Origin of the sequence: Streptomyces hawaiiensis (assembly GCF_004803895.1) — a bacterium.
In the GTDB taxonomy this organism is placed as follows: Bacteria; Actinomycetota; Actinomycetes; order Streptomycetales; family Streptomycetaceae; genus Streptomyces; species Streptomyces hawaiiensis.
On the sequence record NZ_CP021978.1, the window covers coordinates 8,635,175 to 8,662,113 of the forward strand.

The 26,939-nt window shown below is 69.8% G+C and carries 23 protein-coding genes and 3 pseudogenes; 13 read left to right on the forward strand and 13 right to left on the reverse strand.

Annotation, left to right across the window (positions count from 1 at the left end; all coding sequences use genetic code 11):
• Positions 1-25 precede the first annotated feature (25 nt).
• Together CEB94_RS39140 and CEB94_RS39145 are read right to left on the reverse strand one after the other, a co-directional pair.
• Entirely contained in the window at positions 26-2,737 is a 2,712-nt protein-coding gene (locus CEB94_RS39140) for a winged helix-turn-helix domain-containing protein (protein WP_175436657.1), read from the reverse strand.
• Between the two features lie 206 nt (positions 2,738-2,943).
• Positions 2,944-3,369 (reverse strand): annotated as a pseudogene (locus tag CEB94_RS39145) (MMPL family transporter); the annotation flags it as partial.
• Between CEB94_RS39145 and CEB94_RS39150 the strand changes: the two are divergent.
• From CEB94_RS39150 to CEB94_RS39175, 6 genes and pseudogenes are all read left to right on the forward strand, one after another.
• A pseudogene (locus CEB94_RS39150) lies at positions 3,369-3,554 on the forward strand (TetR/AcrR family transcriptional regulator); the annotation flags it as partial. The pseudogenes CEB94_RS39145 and CEB94_RS39150 overlap by 1 nt on opposite strands.
• Positions 3,555-3,721: 167 nt before the next feature.
• Complete coding sequence (locus CEB94_RS39155; RefSeq protein ID WP_175436658.1) at positions 3,722-4,156, forward strand: PhlB family protein; 435 nt, start codon at positions 3,722-3,724, stop codon at positions 4,154-4,156.
• Between the two features lie 35 nt (positions 4,157-4,191).
• Entirely contained in the window at positions 4,192-5,382 is a 1,191-nt protein-coding gene (locus CEB94_RS39160; protein WP_175436659.1) for a CaiB/BaiF CoA transferase family protein, read from the forward strand.
• 31 nt (positions 5,383-5,413) lie between these two features.
• A complete protein-coding gene (locus CEB94_RS39165; protein WP_175436660.1) occupies positions 5,414-6,589 on the forward strand; it encodes an acyl-CoA dehydrogenase family protein in 1,176 nt (391 codons plus the stop codon).
• 26 nt (positions 6,590-6,615) lie between these two features.
• Positions 6,616-7,398: an electron transfer flavoprotein subunit beta/FixA family protein gene (locus CEB94_RS39170; RefSeq protein WP_175436661.1), complete on the forward strand. Its 783-nt coding sequence runs from the start codon at positions 6,616-6,618 to the stop codon at positions 7,396-7,398.
• Positions 7,399-7,426: 28 nt separating this feature from the next.
• Entirely contained in the window at positions 7,427-8,392 is a 966-nt protein-coding gene (locus CEB94_RS39175; RefSeq protein ID WP_175436662.1) for an electron transfer flavoprotein subunit alpha/FixB family protein, read from the forward strand.
• A 112-nt stretch (positions 8,393-8,504) separates the two neighbouring features.
• Here CEB94_RS39175 and CEB94_RS39180 read toward each other — a convergent pair whose 3' ends face one another.
• Positions 8,505-8,999, reverse strand: a complete 495-nt coding sequence (locus CEB94_RS39180; protein WP_175436663.1) for a flavin reductase family protein — start codon at positions 8,997-8,999, stop codon at positions 8,505-8,507.
• Positions 8,996-10,177, reverse strand: coding sequence for an acyl-CoA dehydrogenase family protein (locus tag CEB94_RS39185; RefSeq protein ID WP_175436664.1), 1,182 nt, complete (start codon positions 10,175-10,177; stop codon positions 8,996-8,998). The genes CEB94_RS39180 and CEB94_RS39185 overlap by 4 nt, the downstream gene beginning before the upstream one ends.
• A gap of 315 nt (positions 10,178-10,492) precedes the next feature.
• On the opposite strand from CEB94_RS39185, the gene CEB94_RS39190 reads away from it, so the two are divergent.
• Complete coding sequence (locus CEB94_RS39190) at positions 10,493-11,443, forward strand: AraC-like ligand-binding domain-containing protein (RefSeq protein WP_175436665.1); 951 nt, start codon at positions 10,493-10,495, stop codon at positions 11,441-11,443.
• Positions 11,444-11,504: 61 nt separating this feature from the next.
• Here CEB94_RS39190 and CEB94_RS39195 read toward each other — a convergent pair whose 3' ends face one another.
• The 6 genes from CEB94_RS39195 to eno form a co-directional block, all read right to left on the reverse strand.
• A complete protein-coding gene (locus tag CEB94_RS39195) occupies positions 11,505-12,371 on the reverse strand; it encodes a 3-hydroxybutyryl-CoA dehydrogenase (RefSeq protein WP_175436666.1) in 867 nt (288 codons plus the stop codon).
• Positions 12,372-12,592: 221 nt separating this feature from the next.
• Positions 12,593-13,495 (reverse strand): LysR substrate-binding domain-containing protein, encoded by a 903-nt coding sequence (locus CEB94_RS39200; RefSeq protein ID WP_175436667.1) that lies wholly within the window; start codon positions 13,493-13,495, stop codon positions 12,593-12,595.
• A gap of 96 nt (positions 13,496-13,591) precedes the next feature.
• Entirely contained in the window at positions 13,592-14,692 is a 1,101-nt protein-coding gene (locus CEB94_RS39205) for an alcohol dehydrogenase catalytic domain-containing protein (RefSeq protein ID WP_246112063.1), read from the reverse strand.
• 48 nt (positions 14,693-14,740) lie between these two features.
• Positions 14,741-15,292 carry a carboxymuconolactone decarboxylase family protein gene (locus tag CEB94_RS39210; RefSeq protein ID WP_175436669.1) on the reverse strand — a complete coding sequence of 184 codons (552 nt, stop codon included), beginning with the start codon at positions 15,290-15,292 and terminating at the stop codon, positions 14,741-14,743.
• A 33-nt stretch (positions 15,293-15,325) separates the two neighbouring features.
• Positions 15,326-16,330, reverse strand: coding sequence for a VOC family protein (locus CEB94_RS39215; RefSeq protein ID WP_175436670.1), 1,005 nt, complete (start codon positions 16,328-16,330; stop codon positions 15,326-15,328).
• Between the two features lie 58 nt (positions 16,331-16,388).
• The gene (gene eno, locus CEB94_RS39220; RefSeq protein WP_175436671.1) at positions 16,389-17,699 is read right to left on the reverse strand and encodes a phosphopyruvate hydratase; all 1,311 of its coding nucleotides are present in this window, start codon (positions 17,697-17,699) and stop codon (positions 16,389-16,391) included.
• 367 nt (positions 17,700-18,066) lie between these two features.
• Here eno and CEB94_RS39225 point away from each other — a divergent pair, with 367 nt between their 5' ends.
• Entirely contained in the window at positions 18,067-18,660 is a 594-nt protein-coding gene (locus CEB94_RS39225; RefSeq protein WP_175436672.1) for an NADPH-dependent FMN reductase, read from the forward strand.
• An 81-nt stretch (positions 18,661-18,741) separates the two neighbouring features.
• Here the strand turns inward: CEB94_RS39225 and CEB94_RS39230 are convergent, their stop codons facing one another.
• The gene (locus CEB94_RS39230) at positions 18,742-19,773 is read right to left on the reverse strand and encodes a LacI family DNA-binding transcriptional regulator (RefSeq protein ID WP_175436673.1); all 1,032 of its coding nucleotides are present in this window, start codon (positions 19,771-19,773) and stop codon (positions 18,742-18,744) included.
• A 187-nt stretch (positions 19,774-19,960) separates the two neighbouring features.
• Between CEB94_RS39230 and CEB94_RS39235 the strand changes: the two genes are divergently transcribed.
• Complete coding sequence (locus CEB94_RS39235) at positions 19,961-20,740, forward strand: fumarylacetoacetate hydrolase family protein (protein ID WP_218945958.1); 780 nt, start codon at positions 19,961-19,963, stop codon at positions 20,738-20,740.
• Positions 20,741-20,831: 91 nt separating this feature from the next.
• Here CEB94_RS39235 and CEB94_RS39240 read toward each other — a convergent pair whose 3' ends face one another.
• Positions 20,832-22,016: an MFS transporter gene (locus tag CEB94_RS39240; protein ID WP_246112064.1), complete on the reverse strand. Its 1,185-nt coding sequence runs from the start codon at positions 22,014-22,016 to the stop codon at positions 20,832-20,834.
• Positions 22,017-22,845: 829 nt separating this feature from the next.
• On the opposite strand from CEB94_RS39240, the gene CEB94_RS39245 reads away from it, so the two are divergent.
• Genes CEB94_RS39245 through CEB94_RS39255 form a run of 3 tightly spaced genes read left to right on the forward strand, consistent with a single transcriptional unit; the run spans position 22,846 to position 25,479 of the window.
• The gene (locus CEB94_RS39245; RefSeq protein WP_175436676.1) at positions 22,846-23,850 is read left to right on the forward strand and encodes a C-terminal binding protein; all 1,005 of its coding nucleotides are present in this window, start codon (positions 22,846-22,848) and stop codon (positions 23,848-23,850) included.
• Positions 23,847-24,899, forward strand: coding sequence for a phosphotransferase family protein (locus tag CEB94_RS39250; RefSeq protein WP_175436677.1), 1,053 nt, complete (start codon positions 23,847-23,849; stop codon positions 24,897-24,899). Before CEB94_RS39245 ends, CEB94_RS39250 begins: the two co-directional genes overlap by 4 nt.
• A 49-nt stretch (positions 24,900-24,948) precedes the next feature.
• The gene (locus CEB94_RS39255; protein ID WP_175436678.1) at positions 24,949-25,479 is read left to right on the forward strand and encodes a cupin domain-containing protein; all 531 of its coding nucleotides are present in this window, start codon (positions 24,949-24,951) and stop codon (positions 25,477-25,479) included.
• Between the two features lie 91 nt (positions 25,480-25,570).
• Here the strand turns inward: CEB94_RS39255 and CEB94_RS41470 are convergent.
• Positions 25,571-26,007: pseudogene (locus CEB94_RS41470) on the reverse strand (rhamnogalacturonan lyase family protein); the annotation flags it as partial.
• A 450-nt stretch (positions 26,008-26,457) separates the two neighbouring features.
• Here CEB94_RS41470 and CEB94_RS39260 point away from each other — a divergent pair.
• Entirely contained in the window at positions 26,458-26,868 is a 411-nt protein-coding gene (locus CEB94_RS39260; RefSeq protein WP_175436679.1) for an acyl-CoA dehydrogenase C-terminal domain-containing protein, read from the forward strand.
• Positions 26,869-26,939 lie beyond the last annotated feature (71 nt).

Here is a 26,939-nt window from a genome sequence, read left to right on the forward strand (position 1 = left end):
GCCGGCCGCTCGCACCGGCGCGTGGTCACAGCATCCGAAGACCGCGTGCGCGGCGCACCGCTTCGCCTCGCCGGTTCACTGCCAGCTTCCGGTAGACGCTTTTGAGGTGCGTCTTCACCGTGTTCACCGACAGGCAGAGATCGGCGGCGATCTCCTCCGTCGACATCATCCGGGCCACGCGCTCCAGGATGTCGTGCTCACGTACGCTCAGATCCACCGCGACGAGCGGCGCGGGCGGCGACTGTGGTGCGGGCCGCTCGCCCTGGAGCGGCACAGCGTACGTGAGCCAGCCTGCCGCCAGATCGTGCAGCGCAGCCGTGGCCATGAGGGGCCGGATCCACGCTCCGGCGTCCAGGAACGGACGCCGCAGCCGCTCACGCCGGGCGTCGAGGAGCGCCTGCGCCAAGAGCTTGCGGGCGGTTGCCGTGTCTCCCGCCGCGTCGGCGGCCCGAGCCCTCACCAGGGCTGCCCGCACTGTCACCGCAGGGCCGGTCCGTTCCCCGGCGTGGATGCTGTCGAGCAGCTCGAAGGCCGCCGCGGGACGTCGTGCGGCGAGCTGGATCGACGCGGCCTCCACGGCGCACACGGGCTGGTCGCCGGAGACCGCCTGGAGTACCTCGGCTGCTCTGTCCGGCCGTCCCTGGGCCAGGTGCGCGGCCGAGGTGACGAGCGCTTCCTGGCTTGTCGCCCACGGGGAGGCCACGGCGGCGAGGACGGCCGGATCCGCCGCCTCGACTGCGGCTCGCATCTTCCCCCTGGCCATCAGGAGGCGAGCCGCGGCGAAGGCCCGCCCCGCCGCCATCACCGGATCACGCGTTCTGAAGGGGAGATCGGCCGTTTCGTCGATGAGGGCCTGGGCCCGGTCCAGTTCGTTGCGGTCGACCGCAACGGCGGCCAGGACCAGCCGTCCGATTCCGGAGCCGGACGGCTGGGGCGGGCGCTCGGCCCGATCGCCGGGCCGATCCGCCTCGGACACCGACGCCAGCGCCTTACGCTCCGCCCGGCCGGGCCAGCCGTTGAGGTAGTCGAGCAGGGCCAGGTGTCCCATCGCCTCCTCCCGGGGCACCTCGGTGGACGCCCCGCCGGGAGCGCCGGCCACGGTGCTCAGGACGGCACGCGCGTCCTCGAAACGCCCGGCCCAAAGGAGTGTCGAGCCCACATGGGTCAGCAGGAGGGCGGTGAGTTCGGGATGCTTGTCCAGGAGGTGAGCCGGTACGTCCCGCCGTAGTTCGGCGGCCGATGCGGCTGCCCTCTCCACCTGTGGGGGAGACCCGGCCAGCCGGGCGGCCAGGGCCTCCAGCAGCGCACAGCTCAGCCGGGCGGCCGCCAGGTCGCGGGCGTCGTCGGCAAGCTGCTCCTCGGCGTGGCGCAGGCTTGCCAGGCCATGGTCGAGGTCGTGGCGGGACAGGTCGTGGGCGGCGCGCACGAGGTCGGTTGCCGGGCTTGTCGCTTCGGGTGCCATGCGGGAGAACAACCGCGCCAGGTCGTGCGCGTCGGGGCCGGTGAAGAGCCGTCCGATCGCGAGGTCGTCCACGAGGGCACCGGCGGCGAGATCCCAGTCGTCCGCGGCGGCGCTGTGGGCGAGTGTCTCCGGCAGATAGCCGTGAGGACGCAGCCACTGCGCGGCCCGTCTGTGCAGTTCCGGCTCCAGCCCGGGCAGGCGAACGCGCAGATGTGCCCGCAGTATCTCCCTGAACAGCGGGTGGAGCTGGTACCACGAGTGCCCGAGGCGTTCGACGAACGCGTTCTCGCGGTGCAGGCCGGCGAGGATGGGTTCGGCGTCGATGCGGTGGGTCAGCGCATTGGCCAGATCGGGACAGAAGCGCTCCAGGACGCTCACGCGCAGCAGGAGGTCCTGTGTCTCCCGCGTCTGCCCCTTGAGGACCTCGGCCAGCAGGAAGTCCGCGACCGTGCTGCGGTCCGCTTCGAACTCCTTCAGATACAGCTCGGGGTCGGAACTCTCCCTGGCGGCCAGGGCGGACAGGCCCAGACCTGCGGCCCAGCCCCGGGTGCGGTCGACCAGATTCCGCGCCGCCTGGAGGGGAACGTTCACGCCGTGCAGTTCCAGCAGTGCGGCGGCCTCTTCGGGGGTGAAGGCCAGTTCGGCTGAGCGGATCTCCGTCAGTTCGCCGACTGCCCGGTAGCGGTGCAACGGGAGCAGTGGTTCGGTGCGGGTGACCAGGACGAGGTGCAGTCCATGGCCGGCGTGGTGCAGGACGAACTCCAGCTGCTCCGCGACTTTCGTATCCGTCACTCGGTCGTACTCGTCGAGTACGAGGACCACCGGCCGGTCGCGGTCGTTCAGCTCGGCGGCGAGTGTGGACAGGAGCCTGCGGCCCACCCGGGAGGCGTTGGCAGGTGTCCCGACGGCTTCGGATGCCGGGGCACCACAGGCGCGCAGGGCCTGCAGGACGTAGGCCCAGAACACGCCGGGGCGGCGGTCTCCGCTGTTGAAGGAGAGCCAGGCGACCGGCGGGCTCAGCCCGCAGGCCCACTCGGCGGCCAGCAGGGTTTTGCCGGCTCCGGCCGGGCCGTTGAGCAGTGTCAGCGGTGTCGTGAGGGCCTGGTCGAGGTGGTCGATGAGCCGCTGCCTCCGCAGGTAGGTGCGGGGCCTGGCGGGGAGGGCGAACCGGGCGCGCAGAAACGGATCGCCCAGCGGATCGGTGTGCGGCAGTGCCGCAACGACGGGGACCGCCGATCCATGACCATCCTCATCGATTTCCGCCACGGCGCTCATCACCCCTGTCGGTCAGGGCCACGTCACGGGCAGCGCTTCCACGCCCAGCATCCCAGCCTTCCTGCGCAGGTGCACGGCAGACCGAGCCCGCGCCCGTTGACCTGCACTCGGGGGGCAGGTCGAATTCGGGCAGTTCGAGTGAGGCGCCGAGCCGGACCAGGCTCAGCGCGTAGTCGCCCAAGGTGAGCCGACGGATCTGCAGGTATTCAGCCACCGAGGGGACGACCTTGCCGGCCACGACGCAGGAAGCCGGGCGCGTACCAGGCCGAGCGACCGAGCAGGCGCATCGCGGCGGGGACGAGGACGCCGCCTACCGCGATGGCGTCGATGAGGATGGCCAGTCCGCTGCCGAGGCCGAACATCTGCAACCGAGCGCATCGTCAGCGCGGCTGCCGTCCTGCTCGCGGTGAGCTTCTTCGCCCGGCACCGCCAAGCTCAGCTTCGAAGGCGATGCAGAACATCAGCACGGCCATGGTCATCTCCATCGGCTGCGCGGTGAAGCCGAGGAAGGAGGAGGGAGAGGTTGCCGTCCGTGAAGATCCAGGTCATGACGCCGAGGGTGGCTGCCAGGCTGATCAGTTGAGGGCCAGCGCGCGCAGCGGCTGCACGACACTGCCGGTGAAGAGGAAGAGCGACCGCTCTCCTCCTCGGAGCGTGGGGGCACTTGCACGGCCTGGTCGTCCTGGAAGCCTTCGGGCACACCTCCTTTGTCGGCGAACACCAGGCCGAGATTTTCCACATGGCGATGCGGGACCTGTTCGAGGACATTCATCGCCGGATCCCCGCGCAGCCCACGGAGACACCGGCCGCGCCCTGAGCGTAGCGCCGGGGCACCTGCTCCGACCTCGGCGGACGGAGCGTTTTCCGCGCACAAAGATGCGTCAGCTGGTCGTTGACCGGCGGTCTGCGGCAGAGCCAAGGTGAGGGGGACATCGGATTCCGATCACCTGTTTCCGGTCACCGAGCTGCGTGCAGGAGGCCGCGATGCTCCAGACAGAAACCTGCCAACGCACCGAGCTCGGGGAAGACCCCGAAGCGGTGCTCGCCGGCGTGACACCGACGGGCACGCCGAGCCTGCCGGCGGTCTGCCGTGAACTCTTCTTCCAGCGCTGTCTCTGGTGCGGCACTCCGGCCTACCGGCGCTCGTGCTGCCGTGCCTGCGGGTCCAGGGCCTTCAGCCGGGAACGCGGCGCGGGTGCCGGAGTCGTCGTACGCCGCAACGGCCACGCTCAGCACAACACGTGGTTCGTCGCGATGGACGAGGGCTTCAACCTGCTCTGCCAGATCACAGGGACGGCGCCGGTCGTGGTGGCGGTGGGTGCCCGGGTGACCCTCGTACGAGGGGTCGACCCCCTCGGCGAGGGCCTTCCCGTCGTCGAACTCACCTACCTGGCAACGGCGTTGGAGCGCTGGTGGTGACGGGATCCGGGCGGGACGATCAGAGAGGAGGGTGCGTGAGCACCCCACACAAAGGGCGAGGCGCGCTGGACGGCCTGCGCATCGCCGACTTCTCCCGCGTCCTCGCCGGGCCCTACGCCACCATGCTCCTCGGCGATCTCGGCGCCGACGTCGTCAAGGTCGAGCGGCCGGGCATCGGGGACGAGACCCGGGCCTGGCACCCTCCCGCGGATCACGACGGCACGTCGACCTACTTCCTGAGCGTCAACCGGAACAAGAGGTCGGTCGTCCTGGACCTGACCACGGAAGCCGGCCGCGAGCAGGCCCGCGCACTGGTCGCCGAGTGCGACGTGGTGGTGGAGAACTTCCGCCCCGGCACGATGGCGCGGCTGGGCCTGGGACACGAGCAACTCCGTGCCCGGCACCCGGAGTTGATCTACTGCTCGATCAGCGGGTTCGGTAGCGGCGCGGGAGCTGCGATCCCCGGATACGACCTGCTGGTGCAGGCCGTCGGCGGTCTGATGAGCGTGACCGGGACCGCTGACGGGGAGCCGGTGAAGGCGGGCGTGGCCCTGGTGGATGTGATCACCGGCCTGCATGCCTCGCTCGGCATCCTCGCCGCCCTGCGGCACCGCGATGCCACCGGAGAGGGCCAGCGGGTGGAGGTGAACCTGCTTGGCTCGCTGCTGTCCGCGATGGTCAACCAGGCGTCGGCGTTCGCCGTGGCGGGGGTGGTGCCGGGCCGCATGGGCAACGCGCATCCGAGCATCGCCCCGTACGAGACTCTCCCCACCGCCGACCGTCCGCTCGCCCTCGCCGTGGGCAACGACCGGCAGTTCGCGGCGCTCGCCGAGGCCGTGGGTGATCCCGCGCTCGCGCTTGACGACCGCTTCCGTACCAACGCCGACCGGGTCGCCCACCGTGCCGAACTGCGGGACCTCCTGACCGAACGGCTCAGTGCCGAAGGCGCCGACCACTGGTCGACGGTCCTGCTGGCCGCCGGTGTGCCCGCCGGACCGGTCAACACCCTCGACGAGGCATTCGCCTACGCGCAGAAGCTCGGCCTTCCCGGCATCGTCGACATCCCCGCCGCACCCGCCGACGGGGAGGAAGGCCGGCCCTCCCGCCAGGTCGCGCACCCGATCGCGCTGAGCCGCACACCCGCGCAGTACCGCCTGCCCCCGCCCGGCCTGGGCCGGCACAGCACGCAGATCCTCCCCCCGGCCGGGACCGAACCAACCACCTGATTTCCCGACCCCGACGAACAAGGAGCCCGACATGAGCGGCAAGCCGCTGAAGGACCCCCTCGACCTGCTCGACATCGCTTCCGTCCTCACTGACGAGGAACGCGAGATCCAGGCCACCGTCGCCAAGTTCCTCGACGACCGAGTGCGCCCGCACGTCGGCGAGTGGTTCGAGAACGCCCACTTCGCTCGCGAACTCGCCCCGGAACTCGGCAAGTTGGGCGTACTCGGCATGCACCTCGAAGGCTACGGCTGCGCCGGCACCAATGCCGTGTCCTATGGGCTGGCCTGCCTGGAGCTGGAGGCGGCGGACTCCGGCTTCCGCAGCTTCGTCTCCGTGCAGGGCTCGCTGTCGATGTTCTCCATCTGGAAGTGGGGCTCGGAGGAGCAGAAGCAGGAGTGGCTGCCCCGGCTCGCCGCCGGTGAGGCGATCGGCTGCTTCGGCCTGACCGAGCCCGACTTCGGCAGCGACCCCGCCGGAATGCGCACCCGGGCCGTGCGCGACGGCGGCGACTGGATCCTGAACGGCTCCAAGATGTGGATCACCAACGGCGGCATCGCCGATGTGGCCACCGTGTGGGCGCAGGCCGAGGACGGCATCCGCGGCTTCCTCGTGCCGCGCGGCACCCCCGGCTTCACCACTCAGGACATCAAGCAGAAGATGTCGCTGCGCGCGTCCATCACCTCGGAGCTGTACTTCGACGACGTACGGCTGCCCGACTCGGCACGGCTGCCGCACGCGCAGGGCCTGCGCGGACCGCTGTCCTGCCTGAACGAGGCCCGCTTCGGCATCCTGTTCGGCGCCGTCGGCGCGGCCCGCGACAGCCTGCAGGCGGCCCTCGGCTACGCCGACTCGCGGGTGCAGTTCGGCAAGCCGATCAGTGCCTTCCAGCTCACGCAGAAGAAGCTCGCCGACATGACCGTGTCCCTGGGCGGTGCCGCGCTGCTCGCCCTGCACCTGGGCCGGCTGAAGGACCAGCACCGCATCCGGCCCGAGCAGATCAGTGTCGGCAAGCTGAACAACGTCCGGGAGGCGATCGCGATCGCGCGGGAGTGCCGCACCATCCTCGGGGCCAATGGCATCTCCCTGGAGTACTCACCGCTGCGACACGCCAACAACCTGGAATCGGTGCTCACTTACGAGGGCACCGGCGAGATGCACACGCTGGTCGTCGGTCAGGCGATCACCGGCTACCCGGCGTTTCGCTGACCACCCAAGGCTGAAGGAAGACGACCGTGAACATCGTCGTACTCGTCAAGCAGGTCCCGGACACCGCTGCCGAACGCACCCTGTCCGAGGCCGATCACACCCTTGACCGCGAGGGCGCCGATCTCGTCCTTGACGAGATCAACGAGCGCGCCGCGGAGGAGGCCCTGGTCCTCAAGGCGACGCTGGGTGCCGAGATCTCCGTCGTGTCCATGGGGCCCGACTCCGCGCTCGACGCCATCCGCAAGGTCCTGGCGATGGGTGCCGACCGCGGCATCCACATCTGCGACGACAGGCTCCAGGGCTCCGACGCCGTGACCACCGCGAGGGTGCTGGCAGCCGCCGTGCGGACGGTAGCGGACGTCGACCTGGTCCTCGCAGGCAACGCGACGACCGACGGACAGGCCGGCGTGGTCCCCGCCGTCGTCGCGGACCTGCTCGGCGTGCCGCAACTGACGCACATTCGGGAGCTGACCGTGGACGCGGGGCGGGTGCGCGCGGAGCGCGAGACCGAGAACGGCGAGGTGACGCTCGACGCGCCGCTGCCCGCGCTGGTCAGCGTCACCGAGAAGATCAACGAACCGCGCTATCCCTCCTTCAAGGGGATCATGGCCGCCAAGAAGAAGCCGGTCGAGACGGTCGACCTCGACGACCTGTTCCCGGACGCGGACGACGCCGATTTCCTCGTGACCCGCACCCGCGTCGTGGAGGCCGTGCCGCGTCCGGCGCGGGCAGCCGGAATCCGCGTCACGGACGACGGCTCGGCCGGACGCCAGCTCGTCGACTACCTGATCGCCCAAAGGCTTCTCTGAACCGCCCCGACCAAAGAAGCAGGCACCCATGCCCGACGTCCTCGTTCTCGTCGACCACGACGGGGAACACGTCCACAAGTCCACCTACGAACTCCTCGCTGTCGCACGATGGTTGGGTGATCCGGCCGCCGTCGTGGTGGGGAGCCCCGGCACGGCGGCTCGCCTCAAGGACCCCCTCGCCCGCCACGGCGCCACCTGCGTCTACTCGGCCGAATCCGCCGAAGCGGACGAGTTCCTCGTCACACCGGCCGTCGACGCCCTGGAGCTGGCGGTCCGGGAAGCGTCCCCTGCCGCCGTCCTGGTCTCCGCGACGACGGACGGCAAGGAGGTGGCCGGGCGTCTCGCCGCGCGGCTGGACGCCGGGCTGCTGATCGACGCGGTCGACCTCGACTCCTCCGGAGAGGTCACCCAGATCGTCTTCGGCGGCTCCTGCACCGTGCGCTCACAGGTCACACACGGCTTCCCGGTGATCGCCGTGCGGCCGGGCTCCGTCGAGCCGGAGGAGCATCCTGTGGAAGCGGCGGAGCGGGAACTCGCCCTGCCGCCGGTCGACCCTGCGGCATCCGCCCGCATCACGGCCCGTCGCCTCGCGCTCGCGGGTGACCGTCCCGAGCTCACCGAGGCGAGCGTCGTCGTGTCCGGCGGACGCGGTGTCGCAGGAGCGGACGGCTTCAAGGTGGTCGAGGAACTGGCCGACGCCCTGGGCGGTGCGGTGGGCGCCTCACGCGCCGCGGTGGACGCCGGCTACTACCCGCACCGATTCCAGGTGGGACAGACCGGCGCGTCAGTCTCTCCCCAGTTGTACATCGCTCTGGGCATCTCCGGGGCCATCCAGCACCTGGCCGGGATGCAGACCTCCAAGACGATCGTCGCGGTCAACAAGGACCCCGAGGCGCCGATCCTCGCCCTTGCCGACTACGGCGTGGTGGGCGACCTGTTCGCCGTGGCTCCCCAGCTGGCCGAGGAAGTGACCGCCCGCCGCCTGGGCAGCTGACCCGGCTTCTCGGCCCTACGTCGACCCCCGGCACGCTCGCGGCCGACGCGGCGGGGCGTAAGGCGACGGCGACCCCGCTGAGCGGGGACCCTCCGCAGCCGCTACCTGCTCATCACCCGGCCAGGCGCCGGAACCGGCTGCCGTGGAACACCAGCGGCGCCCGGTCGGGTTCGGCCTTCAGACCGTGGATCTCCAGCAGCACGATGGTGTGGTCGCCGCCCGGGAGCTCGGAGTGGATCGAGCAGTCCAGCCAGAGGTTGGCACCATGGATGTACACGCTGTCGTCCTCGCCGGCTTGCCAGTCGACGTCCGCGAACCGGTCGCCGCTCTTGGCTGCCAGCGAACGACAGACCAGGTCCTGTCCCTCGGTCAGGACGCTCAGGCCCAGGCGGCCCTGCCCGCGCAGCTTGGGCCAGGTCGACGAAGTGTCCTGGACACAGACCGACACCAGAGGCGGTTCAAGAGAGACCGGGGTGAACGTGCTTGCGGCCATGCCCACCGGCGTACCCGAACGAAGTGCGCACAGGGCTGTCACCCCGGACGGGAAGCAGCCGAACGCCTGGCGCAGCACGGCGGGATCCGTCGGTGTCGCGACGAGCGGGCTCATCGGACGTCCTCCTGACCGGAAAGCACGGCGCCCAGCCGCCGCAGCGAGCCGTTGTTGCCCGCCACGTGCTGGGAGACGCAGCGGACGTCGCGCCAGCGGCGCTGCATCGGGTTGGAGCTGTAGAGTCCCGAGCTGCCCGACAGCGTCATGATCTCGTTGAGGATGCGGGTGCCCTCGTGGTGGATGTGCTGGTGGCCACCGGTGTAGCCGAACCACTCCGTCGGGGTGGGCTCCTCACCCGCGAGTGCCCGGTCCATGACGACGCGGCCGGTCTGCTCCACCAGGGCGTTCAGTGCCCCCGTGCGCAGGTGCAGCTCGGCGAACTTCTCCTGGAACACCGGGTCCGCGCCGATGACCGCCCCGGGGTTGAACGCCGGCCGCTTGGTGGCGGCGAGTTCCGCGAGGTCGCCGAGCGCACCCTCCAGGCAGCCGATGATGACGGCGTCGTGCGAGGCACCGGTGGCGGTGTACGGCAGGCCGTAGAAGGGAGCGGGGATGTTGTTGTCGCCCACCAGCGGCCCCGTGAAGCGCTCGGGCACGAAGACGTCGTCCATCGTGAAGTTCGTACTCTGCGTGGCACGCAGGCCCACCGCGTCCCAGGTGTCGAGGAACGTGGCCTGCTCCGGGCGGACCAGCGCGACCCACATCTCCGGGCGACCATCCGGAAGGGTGGGTGCGCCCTCGACCACGAAGCCCGCGAGCATCCAGTCCGGGGTGAACGAGCCACTGGCCAGCGGCCAGCGCCCACTGACGCGGTAGCCGCCCCGCACCGCGGTCGCCTTGCCCTTCGGGGCTATCGCCCCACGGAGCAACAGGTCGGCGCCGTCGCCGAACACCTCCTTCTCGAGCGTCTCCCGGGGCAGGGACCGTACGAAGAACCAGGCCATCGAGGCCGCCTGAACGGTCCAGCCGGTCGAGCCGTCGGCCCGCGAGAGCTCCCGGACCACCCGAGCGCTCTCCACCAGGTCGAGCTGATGGCCGCCCCATGCCTTGGGCAGGCTCATCCGGAAGACACCGGCCTCGCGCAGAGCGGTGATGATCTCCGCCGGAACGGCCCGGGCGGCCTCGGCCTCGGCTGAACAGGCCGCGATCTTTGGCAGGTGGGCCCGGACGCGGCCGAGCACGCCCTGGTCGGTCTCTTGGCCGTGGGATGAGGTGGACTCGAGCAATGTCGTCATGATCGATCCTTGTGAATGCGTGCGTCCTGGCGTATCAGAACCGCGTGGGGCTGATGCGGGCGCCTGAACGGCTTACGGAGAACGGCTCTTCCCGCCCGAGGACGACGGATCGTCGACCCGAGGCGCCCGGTCACTGCTCGCATGATGGGGGGCCGGGCGCAGGTCCTGCTTGTGTCCGGGAGCACCGGTAAGTTGCGTGGCTGAGAACACATGCCCGGAGCCGGTCGCAGATCGACCGGCGAGACTTACCATTCCTCGCCAGGAGTGCCGTCCGAGCCCGTCCCTCAGGGCCGGACGCGCCGGGAGGAGAGCCGCATGCCCCGGATCACGACGCCGAACGACGGCACGGCCACCGACAGACTGGAATGCTGGCGGGACGCCGTCAGCCGGAACCTTGTACCCCTGGAGGTCCTGCCGCGCGACAGCGCCGATTTCAGCGCGTCACTGCACGCGGTACAGGTCGGCCAGGTGCAGATGTCGGTCATCTCCGCCGCACCGCACAGCATCGCGCGCACCCGCCGGCACATCGCCTCCGACGCACCCGACCTCTTCCAGCTCACCGTGCAGCTCACCGGGCAGGGCGTGCTGACCCAGAAGGGCCGCCAGGCCCGGGTGGAGCCGGGCGAACTGGTCATCTACGACACTCGCCGCCCCTTCACCTACGACCTCCACCAGTCCCACACCGGTCTCGTGCTGATGTTCCCGCGGGCCATGCTGCCGTTGGCGGACCGCGATCTGGCGCGCGTGACGGCGACTCCGGTGCCCTGTCACGACGGGCTCGGTCAGGTGGTACTGCCTCTCCTGCACGGGCTGGCGCGGCAGATGGAGCACCTGGAGTTGAGCGGCACGCCCCGGCTCGCCGACAACGTGGTCGACCTGATCGGCACCCTCCTCGCGGAGCACGCCGACGCGGACCGGACCACCGAAGGGGCCGGCCCGGGCCTGCTCACCGAGCGCGTCCTGCTCTACATGGAGCAGCGGCTCGCCGACCCCGGACTGAGCCCTGAGGGTATCGCGGCCGCCCACCACATCTCCCGCCGCTACCTGTACAAGTTGCTGGCGGCGCGGGGGTACACAGTCTCGGGTTGGATCCGGGAACAGCGTCTGGCCCGCTGCCGACGCGACCTCACCGATCCGGCCCTGGACCACCTTCCGGTCGGTGCCGTCGGCGGGCGCTGGGGCTTTGCCGACCCGGCCCACTTCAGCCACGCCTTCAAGGCGGCGTACGGCACGAGTCCCCGGGAGGCGCGCACGGCGCGCCGATGACGTCGGCCGGTGTGCGCTTCAGTGGTGAAGCAACCAGTGCGGGACGGCTCCTGACGTGCCGTCATGCGGACCGGTAGCGGAAGAACCCCTCTCCCGACTTGCGGCCCAGCAGGCCCGATTCGACCATGCGGCGCAGCAGCGGGGGAGGGGCGTACAGCGGTTCCCGAAACTCCTCGTACAGCGCCTCGCCTATCGCCGCCACCGTGTCCAGTCCGATGAGGTCGGCCAGGGTCAGCGGCCCCATGGGGTGCGCGCACCCGGCGGTCATCCCGGTGTCGATGTCCTCCGCCGTCGCCGTGCCGGAGCCGACCATGCGCACGGCCGCCAACAGGTAGGGGATCAGCAGGGAGTTCACCACGAAGCCGGCGCGGTCCTGCGCGACGATGGTCTTCTTGCCCAGGATCTCACCGGCGAAGGCCCGCACGCGCAGCTCTGTTGTCTTCGAGGTGTGCAGTGAGGGGATGATCTCGACCAGCGGCATGACCGGGACCGGGTTGAAGAAGTGCAGGCCGACCACCGTGTCCGGACGTCCGGCCGCGGCGGCGAGCCGGGCGATGGGGATCGATGAGGTGTTGCTGGCCAGTACGGCCGCCGGGTCGGTCACGACCTCGGCCAACTGCCGGAACAGCGCCGTCTTGGCCCGCTCGTCCTCCACGGCGGCCTCGATGACCAGGTCCGCCCCGGACAGGCGGGAGAGGTCGTCCGTGACGGAGATGCCGGCCAGGGCATGTGCACGTTCATCGGCTGTGATGGCACCGCGCTTCTCCGCTTTCAGCAGAGAGTCCGCCACGCCCGCCAGTCCCGCCCGGGCCCGGTCCTCGGTCACGTCGCACAACGTCACGTGCAGTCCGGCCCGGGCGCACACCTCCGTGATGCCCCGGCCCATCTGGCCAGCGCCGACGACACCCACGTACCTGATCGCTGTCATGTGCTGCTCCGCCTGTTCCTCCGTCGGGCGGCGGTCGACCGACGCCGCCACGGTGTGTGCTGCCGTGTTGAGCGTAGGCCGGTCATACCCCTTCTGACCTGCTCGGACAGTGCGTCATCCACGTACAAAGGTGCGTCTGTCCGATGGTCGTCGAAGCCTGGACGGACCCCATGGCGACGAGGCGTCGGGCTCATGCCGGACGCCTGCCGCGGATCGGTGTTTCAGACGGTGGCCGTGGCGGCGGCCTCCCGCAGTCGACGGATCACGCCGCGCACCGCGGGCGAGGTCTCTCCCTTGCGGTAGGCACCGACCAGCCGGGTGGTCAGCGCCACGTCGGCCAGCGGACGGTACGCCACGCCCGGAATCTGCACCCGGCGCAGCGAAGCGGGGACCAGGGCCACCGCGAGACCGCCGCCCACCAGCGTCAGAGCCGCGATGAAGTCCCGCACGGGGGGAGCGCACCGCGGACTGAACCCCCCTCGGTCCGCCACTTCGAGGATCTGGTCGCGGCAGCCGTACTCCTCGTCGAAGTGCGGCGCGACGAAGTTCTCGTCGCGCAGCTTCGCGACCGGTATCGCCTCGTACGCCGCCAGCGGCGCGGTGGCCGGCAGTGCCAGGACGACTTCCTCGGTGAGCAGGCAGGTGGCCGTCACTTCGGGCGGGTACTCCGGCCGCCAGCGCAGGAAGCCGACGTCGATGTCCCCGCAGGCCAACGCCTCCAACTGGGCGGGCGTCTCCAACTCGCGCACCTGGACCGTCAGTTCGGTGCCGGGGGCCGCGCAGCGGGTGAGGGCGTCGGTCAGCACTCCGGAGAACGCGGCCGAGGCGACGTACGCGATCAGCGCATGCCCCAGCTCCCCGCGTCCGGCACGCCGGCCCACCGCCTCGGCCCGGGCGGCTTGCGCGAGGGTCAGCCGTGCCTCTTCGAGGAAGAGCCGTCCGGCGCTGGTCAGGGCCGGACGGGTGCGCCGTCCGCGGTCGATGAGCCGCACGCCCAGGTGCGACTCCAGGGCCCTGACCTGGGCGCTGAGCGCAGACGGGGCCAGGTGCAGACGATCCGCCGCCCGCGCGAAGTGCAGTTCCTCCGCGACGATGACGAACGACTCCAGCCAGCGTAGTTCCATCGGCTTCTCCGTCCTGCCGGACCTTTGGGATGGACACCCCGCGGCGCTGTCAGGGCAGAACAGGACCGCCGCGGGGTGAGTATGGGGATCCGCGGTTCAGGGGATCACGACGTAGTTGCCGAATCCGCCGTCGTGGTCGGACGCGCGCCCCGAGATCGCCTCGTTGACCTTCGCCAGCGGGAACGGCTTGGTGATCAGGTACGACAGGTCGAGGGCTCCGGTCGCCACCATGTCGGCGACCTCCTGGCCCTGCGCGGTGGTGAACCAGTTGGAGCCGATGAGCTGGACCTGCTCGTCCATGAGCCACTTCACGTCCACGGGCAGCCGGTCGGCCACGCCGCCGACGTTGACGACTTTGCCGCCCCGCCGGACGCCCTGCATGGAGTCGAGCATGGTCTCCACCGGGGCCTTGGCACCGAGTGCGCTGATGACGAAGTCCGCTCCCTCACCGCCGGTGCGGGACTTGGCCCACTCGCCGGTGGAGCCCTCGCCCAGCCGCATGACTTCGATCCGGTCCGGCGCCAGCTCCTTGACCCGCTTGAGGAGTTCCTCGTTGCGGCCGGTCCCGAGCACCTTGGAGACACCCGAGGCCAGGGCGAGGAGGGTGGAGGCGACGCCGAGCGTGCCCGTGACCCCGTCGATCAGCGCGACCTGGCCGGGGCCGGCGGCGGCGTGCTTGAGGGCACCGTAGGAGGTGCCGATGTAGCCGAGTTTGCCGGCCTGCTCGAACGTCATGGTGTCGGGGATGTTGACGATCGAGTACTGCGGAGCGGTCATGAACTCGCAGAAGCCGCCGTAGGGATAGAGGTCGAAGATGCGCTGGCCGTCGCGAGAGGTGCTGAAGTAGCCGTTCAGGGTGAAGTAGCGGCACCGGCTGAGCTCACCGCCGCGGCAGACCTGGCAGCTGCCGCAGGACCGCAGGGGGCTGACATAGACGCGGTCGCCCGGCTTGGTGTTGAGCACCGCCTCGCCGACCGCCTCGACCACGCCCGCGGGATCCAGGCCGAAGATCGCCGGCAGCTTGGGCAAGGGCTGGTGCGGGTACCAGGTTGGCCAGTTGTTGATCACGTTGGCCATGTTCGGCACGATTCCGCATGCCTTGACTCGCACCAGCACGTCGGTCGGACGTGGCGTGGGCACGTCGATCGTGTCCACCGACATCGGCTCACCGAGCGCGTGCAGTCGTGCAGCGAGCATTTTCGCCATTGAAAAACTCCTGAATTGTGGGCCGTACGGTGCCGAGATCTACGAATTCGGGAAAGGAGTCTGGTAATTGTCCTCAAGGTCGATGCCGAGAAGTCCCATGATGCGGACACCGGAGTTGTACCAGGCGATGGACAACGACAGTTCGACCATCTGCTGATCCGTCAGGTGCTGGGCGGCGGCACGCCACGTCTCCTCCGAGACGTCGACCCGGAGCGTGGACTCCTGGGCGAGGCGCATGACCGCCTTCTCCGTTTCGTCGAACAGGTCGGACGACTCGAAGTCGGCGACCGAGGCGAGCTGTTTCTCGGTGAGCCCGGCCTTGAGGCCGTGGGACTGGTGGTGTGCGACCTCGTAGGCGGACCGGGTCGCGTGACCCACGGTCAGAATCGCGAGCTCCCGCAAGCGGGGACTGAGGTCCGCTGCCCGCAGTGAGTTGGCGTAGGTCAGGAAGGCGTCCAGCTGGGTGGGCGCGCCCGCGAGGGCGAGGAAGATGTTCGCGGTCGGTACCTTGCGTTCGGTCTCCAGCCGGTCGTACAGCGGCTTCAGCGACTCGTCCGCGTCTTCGCGGCGCAGGTAGGGAACTCGTGCCATGACGTCTCCTTGAAGACGGAGTGGAGGGGAAGGTCAGGGGAGGGGCTGTTCGAGCAGGAACCGCTCCAGTGACATCGGATTCGGCGGCTCAGCCGGGGGGATCTGCGGCACGCCGACGAAGGGCGACGCCTCGAAGTACCACTTCTTCAGGGCAGGCAGGCCCCAGCGGGCGTTGGTGCTCAGCGAGGCCGCGTCCCAGCGCACCGGCTCGATCTCGGTGTCGATGGTCTGGTAGTGGCTGTTGAAGACCTCCACCCGGTGGCCGTCGGGGTCACGGAGGTAGGCGAAGAGCATCCCGCCCGGACCGTGCCGTCCCGGACCGCGCTCCACACCGTCGCCGTAGCCGAGGATCCCCGCCCAGTCGCAGGCGCTGAAGATGTCGTGGCTCTCGGAGACGGTGTAGGCGAAGTGGTGCAGGGCGGGGCCGGCGTTCTCGACGATCGCGAGGTCCAGGCAGGTGCCCTTGCGGTACATGAACGCGCCCAGCAGCTTGTCGCCGTGCTCGAGGTATTCCGAGTTGCGGAAGCCGAGTTCGCTGTAGAACGCGCACAGCTCGTAGGTGTCGGGGGCGAAGATCTGGAAATGGTCCAGTCGCTGCGCGTGGGCGCCCCTGTACTGCTCGAAGTCGATGTGCAGCCGCGGCCGGGTCTCCATGTGCGCGCACAGTTCGAGCGGCGTACCGATGGGATCGCTGACGTGCAGCGTACGGCCCTGGTGGGGGACGTCGACCCATTCGGCGGGCAGCCCCCGCTCGCGGAACCAGGCGTAGGCGAGGTCGAGGTCCTCGTCGAAGAACACGCGGAATCCGATCCTCCGGCATGCGCCCGCGCCCTCTTCGTCCAGCTCCAGGACGAGGCTGTGGTGGCAGGCCTCGGCCAGGCCGCGCAGATGGCAGGTGCGGTCGTCCTCGTCGCTGACGACGAGTCCCAGCGCGCGCACGTAGAAGTCGCGGCTCGCGGCGAGGTCGGCCACGGTGAGCCGGACATGACTGGAGCGGGTGATGTTGAAACTCGGGCGCAGATTGACGGGTGGCAGCATGCTGGTCTCCGTGCTCGGATCGGCTCTATTTCGATGACTTTAATCCTGGGAATGCCTTTTACCGAGATGTCGCGGACGGCCCGGATCCGGGGAATGTGAAGGCGGACCAGCCGCTGAATTCCGCGGAATCGCCGAGCGACTCCTCGATGCGCAGGACCTCGTTCCACTTGGCCATGCGCTCGGAGCGTGTGAACGAGCCGACCTTCAGTTGGCCGGCGTCCCAGCCGACGCTCAGATGCGCGATGGTGACATCCTCGCTCTCGCCGGACCGGGCCGAGACGATGGTGCCGAAGCCGGCTTCCTTTCCGGCGCGCAGGGCCTGGAAGGCCTCCGTGACCGTGCCCGCCTGGTTCGGCTTGACGAGGACGGCGTTGGCCGCGCCGTCGGTGGCCGCCGCCTCCACCCGCTTGGCGTTGGTGACCAGGTAGTCGTCGCCGATGACCTGGCAGCGGTGGCCGTAGCGGCTGGTGAACTCCACCATGCCCTCGTGGTCGTCCTCACCCACCGGGTCCTCGACGGACAGGATCGGGTACTGCTCGATCCAGCCGCCCAGCATGTCGACCAGCGCCGCCGTGTCCAGCGTGCGGTCGTCCAGCGCCAGCGTGTACCGTCCGCCGCTGCCGAACTGCGAGGCCGCGACGTCCAGCGAGATGCCGACCTGGGCCGCGGGCGCGAATCCCGCGGTCTCGATCGCCCGGGTCAGCGTCTCCAGGGCCTCCTCGTTGGAGTCGAACGCCGGCCAGAAGCCGCCCTCGTCGGCCACGCCCTGCGCTTTGCCGGCCCGGCGCATGAGGCTGCCGGCGGCCAGGTAGATCTCGGCTGTCCAGTCCAGGGCCTCCGAGAAACTGCCGGCCGCGGGGCAGACCACCATGAAGTCCTGCACGTCCACACGGCGGTCCGCGTGGGCGCCGCCGCCGAAGATCTGGATCTCCGGTAGCGGGATACGGACCGGCCGCCCACCCGACAGGTGCTGCCACAGCGGTACGCCGGCCGACTTCGCGATGGCGTGCAGGATCGCCATGGAGGTGGCGACGATCGCGTTGCCGCCCAGACGGCTGCGGTCGGGTGTCCCGTCGAGATCGACCAGGAGCCGGTCGACGACTTCCTGGTCGGTCGCGTCCAGGGCGAGGAGCGCGGGCGCGATCTCGTCGTTGACGGAGCCGACGGCGCGATGGACGTCCAGTCCGCCGAAGCGGGAACCACCGTCGCGCAGGTCGAGAACCTCCCCCTGGCCCGTCGACGCCCCGGCCGGTGCGATGGCCCGCCCGATCGCGCCGTCTTCCAGCCGGACCTCGACCTCGACGGTCGGCCGGCCGCGTGAGTCCCACACCCTGCGGCCGTGGAGCTGGGCGATCCGCGCGTCTGTCATGGCGGTGCAACCTTTCGGAGTCGGGAGGATCGGACGTGGTGTGCGACGCCCCGCCGTCGTGCCTGCTCGGGAGCAGAAGAGGGTGCCGGCGGCCGGGGCATCATGTCGTCCGTACTCCCTGGAGTGCTAACGATAGCGCAATCGTGCGGAGGGTCGTCGGTCATGTCAAGAGCAGGCGGTGGTCGGATGGCGCAGAGTGCCGCCCGCTCTGCGTCCTGGGGGTCACTTGAAGGATAGTGCTATCGTTCGCACAGCCGGTGTCATCCGGCGAGGACTCCGACGGACCCCGCTCCCCTGGACAACGGACAGCACAGGCGGGCGCGGGTCCGCCGGACCGGATCGCGGTCTACAGGAAAGCGAGCACGACATGGCCCCTGAGCCCTCCATGGCGCCCATGACCCTCACCACCGTCGTGGCCAGCACGCGTCCCGGACGTGTGGGCAGGTCCGTGGCGGACTGGTTCACCGCCCGGGCCGCGGAGTGCGACGAGTTCGAGTCGCACACCGTCGACCTGCGGGAACTCGCTCTGCCCTTCCTCGACGAGCCGCATCCTCCCGTGCTGCGGCAGTACACGAAGAGCCACACCCGTGCCTGGAGCCGGATCGTCGAAGCGTCGGACGCGTTCGTCTTCGTCACCCCGGAGTACAACGGGAGTTTCCCCGCCCCGCTGAAGAACGCCTGGGACTACCTGGTCGTGGAATGGCAGCACAAGCCGGCCGGGTTCGTCGGCTACGGGGGCGTCTCGGCGGGTACGCGGGCGGTGCAGATGGGCAAGCAGGTCGTGGCGAATCTCCGGATGCTGCCGATCGGTCCGACCGTGAGTGTCCCGTTCGTCGGCGAGCTCATGGAGGAAGGCGCCTTCCGGCCCGGCAAGATCCACGAGGTCGCGGCCGAGCAGATGCTCGACGAACTCGTGCGCACCGCCCGCGTCATGCGCCGGCTGCGCAGTGGAACGTACTGAGCCGCCGCCCACCCCACGTGAACGCGCCCGGAGCATCACGCTCCGGGCGCGTTCACGTCGGCGTGCGAGTCCGCCCGTGGTTCAGCCGGTCGTGGGCGGTGTCCCACCGCCGGGGGCGGCCGTGCTGCCGCGCAGGATCAGGGATCCGGGGGAGACCGATGTGTACGGGCCGTCATGGCCCGCCTTGGCCTTGAGCCGGCGCATCAGCCACAGCGCGCAGCCGGTCGCCATCTCCTGGATGGGCATGCCGATCGTGGTGAGCCCCGGGCCCCACCAGGAGAAGCCGGGCTCGTCCCCGAACCCGACCACGGACAGTTCGCCCGGCACCTTCACGCCCTGCTGGGACAACTCCTCCAGCATGCCCAGGGTGAGCTGGATCGAGCCCAGCACCAGTGCGGTGGGCGCAGCCGGGCCCCGCAGCAGCCGGCGTACGGCCTGGCGTCCATGCTCCACGGACGACGGCGGTCCCAGCTCCGCGCGCCAGCTGTCGTCCGGCAGGCCGGCCTCCTCCAGGGCGGTGCGGAAGCCGCGCAGACGCTCGGCGCCCGTGGGCAGTTCCTCGGGACCGCCCAGATACGCGATGCGGGTGTGGCCCAGTGCCACCAGGTGAGCGGTGGCCTGACGCAACGCCTCGTGGTCGTCCACGCCGAACCACTGGGAGCCCAGCGAGGGGTGGCGACGCAGCAGCTGCAGGTGCGGCAGGGTGCGCAGGAGTTTGACGGACTCGTTGTGCGGGCGCGCGGTGGGGACGATGATGACGCCGGCCACCCGGTTCGCGGACAGTTCCCGCAGGTGGCGCAGCTCGACCAGACGGTCGTCGTCGGTCTCCGAGAGCATCAGTTGGTAGCCCTCGGCCTCCATGTTCTTGGACAGTTCGTGCGCGATGGTCGAGTAGAAACTGTTGCGGATGTCCGGGATCACCAGCGCGACCACGTTGCTGGAGGCGCCCCGCATCATCCGCGCCGCGCGGTTGCCGACATAGCCCATCTCCGAAGCGGTCTTCCGGACCCGGAGCTTGGTCTCCTCACTGATCCGCGCGTCGTCGGCGAGCGCCCGGCCGACCGTCGAGACGGAGACCCCGAGGCGTTCGGCGATGTCCTTCGTCGTGACCACGTACAGGGTCCCCCTCGACTCACTCGTGCGGTGCCGTCACCTTCCGTATGCCAACGATAGCGCTCAGCGTGGCACTCCGATGGTCGGAGGTCTGACATCTCCGTGTCGATCACTACCGTCGTGCTAACGTTAGCATTGCTGGATGGGCCGTGCAGCCGCTCGTGGCTGCCCAGTTGCGGAGGTGTCCGTGCGGATCGTCAGATATGCCGTCGGCGGCGTGTGCCACTACGGAGAATTCGAAGCGGGTGACACCAGGATCGCGAGATTCGAAGGTGACCCCTATGCCGGGCTCTCGCCCACGGGTCACGTCGACGACGTCGGCGACGTGGTCGTTCTCGCGCCGGTCGAGCGGCCCAGGATCTTCGGATTCGCCTACAACTACACCTCGCACATCGACGAGACGGAGCGTGAGGTTCCGGAAGTTCCCGTGTGTTTCATGAAGCCGAGTACGGCGGTCGTCGGGCCGGGCGACGCCATCGTCTATCCGGCGGATGGTGAACTGATCCATTTCGAGGGCGAGTTGGTCGTCGTCATCGGAAAGGAGGCACGCCATGTGAAGCCTGCCGAGGCGCATGAATACATCCTCGGCTATACGTGTGGCAATGACGTCAGCGATCGCATAATCCAGCGCAAGGAAAGCGCATTCGGAACGTTGATGATCGGGAAGGGCCAGGACACCTTCGCGCCGCTCGGTCCGGTGATCGCCACCGGGCTCGACCCCTCGGAACTGTCCCTGACGACCCGGGTGAACGGCACCGTGACGCAGTCGGCGAGCACGGCCGACCTGCTGCTCGCGGTGCCCGACATCGTCAGCTACCTCAGCCGCTACCTGACCCTGCTGCCCGGAGACGTGATCATGACCGGCACGCCGTCCGGCGTCGGGCCGATCCGTCCCGGGGACGAGGTCGAGGTCGAGATCGAGGGCATCGGTGTCCTGCGCAACGCGGTCGTGGCCGAGAGCCGCTGACCTCGGCCGTCCGAAGGGTGACCGCACATCCCGGGGCCCGCCACCTTCTTGAGGTGGCGGGCCCCGGGCGTGAAGGGGTCTGACGCGTTCGCTAGCGGACCACGTTGTTGAACCGCGAGGGCCGCACGAAGGCCAGGGCGGCGACGCCCACCAGCGGCAGCACCGTCACCTGCAGCAACCCGGCCCGGCTCCAGCCGAAGGAGTCCACCAGTGCGGCGAAGAGCAGGCCCGAGAAAGCCGCCGTTCCGTAGTAACTGGTGACGAAGAGGCCGGACGCGCGTCCGATCTGCTCCGGGCGGACGGCCCGCTGCATCGCACTGTTGGTGTTCGGGTAGATGAAGCCCAGCCCGAAGGCGCCCATGAGGAAGGCGAACACGCACTGCATGCCGATGCCGGCCTGGGTCTCGTAGATGCACAGGGCGATGGCCGAGACGGCGAGCATGCTCACGATCAGCAGGTTGCGCTGGTTGATCCGGTCGCCGAGCCAGCCACCCAGGACGGCCGTCATGCCTCCGAAGCCGAGCAGGCTCATCGCCAGCGCCGCCTGCTCGGTCGTGTAGTGCAGCGAGGTGATGAGATACGTCGGGTAAAGGCCCAGGAACCCGTAGATGGCCACCCCGCTGACGACAGAGTGGACTGCCAGCGCGATGCTGTTGCGGTTGTAGGCGGAGACCGGCATGTACTCGTACGACCTGGTCGAGACGGTCTCTTCGACGGAGCGCTCGGTCAGCGCGGCCTTCACGAAGAACAGGGATGCGGCGGCGATCAGCAGCCCGGCCGTGCCGAAGAGGTAGAAGGGCGAGTGCCAGGTGCCGTGCAGGTTCATGAGCCGTACGCCGATGAGCGGGGCGATGAAGACGCCGATCGAGTAGCCCGCGCCGATGACACCGAAGGCGAGGCCTCGCCGGTGGGCGAAGAAGGCGCCCATCGCGGCGAAGATGGCCGCGGACTGCATGCCCTCGCCGAAGCCCGAGACGACGCGGTACACCGTCATGTCGGCAAGACCGGTCGCCAGCGGCGTGGCCATCGTGCCCAGGGAGTAGATCACGATGCTCGCCAGCAGCACGGTCTTGCGCCGGAAGCGGTCCAGGAGATAGCCGGCGGGCAGTCCGGCCAGGGCCATACCGAGGGTGAAGTTCGTCGCCAGAAGCCCGCCCTGCTCCAGCGAGAAGCCGTAGTCCGCACGGATGTCGGGCAGCAGCGGGGGAAAGACCTGGCGGTCCATCGCGTTGACCGTGTAGGAGAGGACGATCAGCAGGAAGCCGATCGCGATCATGGCCCGGGAAATGGGCGGGCGAATGTCTTTCCGGATGTCATCGACGGGTATCGCGCTGGCGTCTACTTGCGCTGCGTGAGTCATTGCGGCTCCTGAGGAGGGATGGGCCACGGCAGGCCGCGGCGGATTCATCGCTAATGCGGGCTGTACGGCGATGACGAGAGCGATGAGCTGAAAAGCGGCCGCGATACGGCCGGGGGCATCGATGTGCCGCCGGCCGGCGGAAAGAGGCGACGGTGGGCTGAGGCGCGGTCGGACACCGCATACGGAATTCAGCCGTGAATCGTCTGTCGGGGACGTCCGTGGCCATGGAGTCTTCGACGGCTCGACCTTGTGCGGGATTCTGACGGCCGCAGGGTCGGCGATGGCAGAAACCATGGGGGGAAGTCCCCGGCTAGTCAAGACGCGAACCAGAATTGTTTCTAAGACTTTTCGCATCCCCCGTGGTGACGCCCCCTTCGGCTTCGGGTGACCCTGCTGCGCGGGGTCGACGATCACTACCGGCACCGAAGTGAAGTCTTGACGAGGTGAAGGAGGCCAATGCTATCGTTAGCATCATGTGGCTGTGACAGAGTGATTCGACGTGCCCCGGCATGTTCGCTACCCGATCCAGGGGCGTACCGCGCCGCCTTCGCCGACCACAAGTCGGCGAGCGTCGGCACCCGAACCGACCCAGTGACCCTCTCCGTGCCACCCGCGGTGGCCGGCGGTCTCATCGGACAGAGCCGTCGGCCGCCCTCCGGGCGACGAACAAACTTGCTGACCGGATGACCGGGCGGGACGCCCGGCCGTCCCCACCCGCCGCACGAACCTGCGAGGACGACCTGCCATGAAACCACCGAGCCGCCCTGGCACCGTGCTGCTCACCGACCACGCCTGGCCCGACGACTCCGTCGAGCGAGCGGTCATCGAGGAGGCGGGCCACACCCTCGTCACCGGTCCCGCGGAGCCCGCCTCCGCCGAGGCGATCGAGGATCTGGTCACCGAGCACCGGCCCGCTGGGATCCTCACCTGCTGGGCACCCGTCTCCGCCGCCGCCATCGAGGCCTCTCCCGCGTTGGGGATCGTGGCCAGACTCGGCGTCGGCCTCGACAACATCGCCGTGGACACCGCCACCGAGCGGGGTGTGTGGGTCACCAACGTCCCGGACTACTGCGTCGAGGAGGTCTCCGACCATGCCGTCGGTATGGTGCTGGCCTGGACCCGCGGACTGACGGCGTTCGACCGGGCCGTCAGGGCCGGCCGCTGGAACCCCGCGAGCGCCAGACTGCGCCGACTGTCCACCCTGACCTGCGGCATCGTCGGATACGGGCGCATCGGACGGGCCACCGCACACAAGCTCGGCGCATTCGGCTGCCGGATCCTGGCTCACGACCCGCATGCGCCGAAAGGCGCGGCCGGAGTGGAGATGGCGGACCTGGAGGAGCTGCTGCGCCGCAGCGATGTGGTGATCCTCCACGTGCCGCTCACGCCCGGTACGTACCACATCATCGGCACCGAACAGCTGGCCCTGATGAAGCCGGGCGGCCTGCTGGTCAACGTCAGCCGAGGAGGCCTGGTGGACACCGGCGCGGTCGTCAAGGCGCTGGACTGCGGGCAGCTGGACGGGGCCGCCTTCGACGTCCTGGAGAGCGAACCACACGTCCCCGCCGAACTCCTGAACCAGCCGGGCGCTTTGCTCACCCCGCACGTGGCCTTCTCCTCCGACGCCTCGGTCACGGAATTGCGCCGACGTGCGGCCGAGGAAGTCGTGCGCATCCTCGCGGGCGAGGCGCCGGCCCACGCGTGCAACCACCCCCGCGGTCTGCGCACAGGGTCAGGGGAACGGCGATGAGCCCCGCCGCCGCACAGCTGAACCCCGACCCCGCACTGACCGGCTTCCTGCTCGCCCATCAACTCGCGGAACCAGGCGAAAGCGCCCACTGGTCCCCACTGGCGGGCGGAGTCTCGTCCGATCTGTGGCGGGTCGACCTGCCGGGACGTTCCGTGTGCGTCAAACGTGCCCTGGCCAGGCTCAGGGTCGCGGCGGACTGGCAGGCGCCGGTCTCGCGCAACGCGTACGAATGGGCGTGGATGCAATTCGCCTCCCGGCACCGGCCGGACAGCGTCCCCGAACTGCTGGCCCACGACCCCGAAGCCGGCCTCTTCGCGATGGCGTACCTGTCTGCCGAGCACCACCCCGTGTGGAAGACCCAACTGCTCTCCGGCGACGTACGGTTGGCGACCGCGGCGGCCGTCGGTGACCTGCTCGCGACCCTGCACGCGGCGAGCGCGGGTGACGCCGGCCTCGCCGCCGAGTTCGCCACCGACGACAACTTCCACGCGCTGCGCATCGAGCCGTACCTGCTCGCCACCGCCGCGGCACACCCCGAACTGGGCGACATCCTCCAGGGACTCGCCGACCGCACGGCCATGACGCACCTGGCCCTGGTCCATGGCGACGTCAGCCCCAAGAACATCCTCGTCGGCCCGTCGGGGCCCGTGCTCCTGGACGCCGAGTGCGCCTGGTACGGAGACCCGGCCTTCGACCTGGCCTTCTGTGTCAATCACCTGCTGCTCAAGAGCCTGGTGGTGGCCGGGCGGCGCACGGATCTGCTGCGGTCCGTACACGCACTCGCCGAGGCATACCTCGGGCGCGTCGACTGGGAACCCCTGACCACCCTGGAAGGCCGGGCGGCCTCGCTGCTGCCCGCCCTTCTGCTCGCGCGTGTCGACGGCAAGTCCCCGGTGGAGTACCTCACTGACGACCGGCACCGGCTGTTCGTCCGCGCCGTCGCCTCGACCCTGCTACGGACGCCCGTCGCGACGGTGGCGGAGGTCCTGGACGCCTGGGAGACCGCGCTGAAGGCCCTCGACGAGCCCGCCGGCGGCCGACCCCACTGACCCCTGGATGCGACGGGTCCCGTCAGCAGGCCCGACCGAGGAGAGACACATGCGAAGAGTCGTCACCGGCCACGACGAGGACGGCAAGTCGGTCGTCGTCAGCGACGGACCCGTCCCGCGTAGCCGGGAGTTCACCAGCCTGCCGGGCTGGGTGTCCCGCCTGCCCTGGGCCACCGAACCGGGCGAACCCGCCAGCCGGGCCGGGGAGGACCCCACGCCGAAGGTCACGAGCCTGCTTCCGGCGCCGGGCGGCACCCGGTTCGTCGTCCTGACCTTCCCACCGGACACCGCGATGGCCGACCCGGCGTTCGACCCGGTCGCCTTCGACCAGGAGCAGCGGGCCGACTCACCCGGCATCGCGGACCTCATGGAACCGGACGGCATGCACACCACGCCGACCGTGGACTACGGAATCGTGCTGCGGGGCGACATCGTCCTCGAACTCGACAACGGCCACTGCACACGGCTCTCGGCCGGGGACATCGTGATCCAGAACGGCACCCGGCACGCTTGGCGCAACCGCAGCGACGAACCGGCCACGATGGCCTTCGTACTCATCGGGGCCGAGCAGGACGGCTGATGTCGTTGGCCCGGGGGTTTCGAGGCCGGCCGGGGGCTGTCCCCGGCCGGCCTCGAGATGTTGTTCCTTCCCGTGTGCCGGCGGGGTGCCGTCAGCGCACGTAGATGTGAGGCTGCGGAGGCGGGTCATGCCGGCGCCGAGGAAGTAGCTGGGGTGGGGCGGCTGGTTGTAGGCGGTGTTCTGCCAGGCCAGGGCGGTGCGGTACTGGGCGTCGTGGGCCAGGGTGTGCAGTTTGGTGGTCGTGGGGGTGGACGTGGCGTAGATGCGCAGGGCGTTGTTGCCGGACTGGCGCCAGATGACTTCCTCGCGCCAGTCGCCGAAGAGGTCGCCCGAGAGCACCGGGGTGGACTTGGTGCCGTTGCTGGAAGCCACGCCGCTGCCGGTGAGCAGCCGGGTGTCGCCGCCGGTGCCGTACTTGTCGATCTGGGCGCCGTTCAGCAGTTCGCGCACCGGGTCGGCGTCCCACCAGGCGAGGAAGTTCGCCGAGGAAGGGTTGCGGCCGACGTTGCCGCCGGACGAGTTGCGCAGGTTGCGCTCTTCCACGTCGCGACCCTTTGCGTGGACGTGCTGAACAACTCGCAGACCGACGGGACGCAGGCGCAGCTGCGGGACCGCTCGGGGGACTGCCACGGCGGCTCGGACCAGCAGTGGGCAGTCGACGTAAACGGCACGATCACCAGTACTCGGTCCGGCCTGCGCGCCTGGACGCGTATGACGCCGGAACCGCCTACGGCACCCGACTGGTCCTGTGGGCCTACGACGGTGGGTCCGACCAGCGGTGGACTCCCGGATGAATCGGGCGGGTCCGAGGCCCGAAGCAGGCGTGCCGATCTTGCCGGGCTCGCGCCGCCGACTATGACGCCTCGCTGCGTTACCGAATCGCCCGAGTGCGGACAAGTGCGAGTGGCGGTCCGGCGCCTTGCGATGCCCTCCCGCAGGCCCCTGGAGGAGAAGTGAGCCGCTCCGACATGAGGAGCGATGCGAAAACACCCTGTCCGCACGGCACTCGGCATCACGACCGCGGTCATGCTGGCTTGCGGCGCTGCGGCATTCGGGCCGGCTGCCCCGGCCTCCGCACAGTTCGGCGCCCGGCGCACCGCCGAGCGCCTCGACGTCGCAGTGGCCTCCTCCCGCGAGGCGACCGCCGCCCTCCTGTGGCAGTCCAAGGACAACCCCCGCGACATGCTCGCCGGCGGCGTCCCCTACCTCATCCAGTGGGGCCTGCTCGCGGGCGGATGGATGCACGCCCGCATCCTGACCGCCGCTCTGGAGCTGCCGCAGGACGCCGACACCGCACGCCGCCTCCTGGACGCCGACTTCTACGGCGTCCACAGCCTCAGCCGCATTCCCTCGCTGACCGAGGTAATCCAAGCCGGAGAGATCGTATGAACGCCCCCTGTCCGGAGACGTGTACACCAGCCCGCTGCAGAAGCTGCCCGACGCGATCGAGGGCTGGTTCT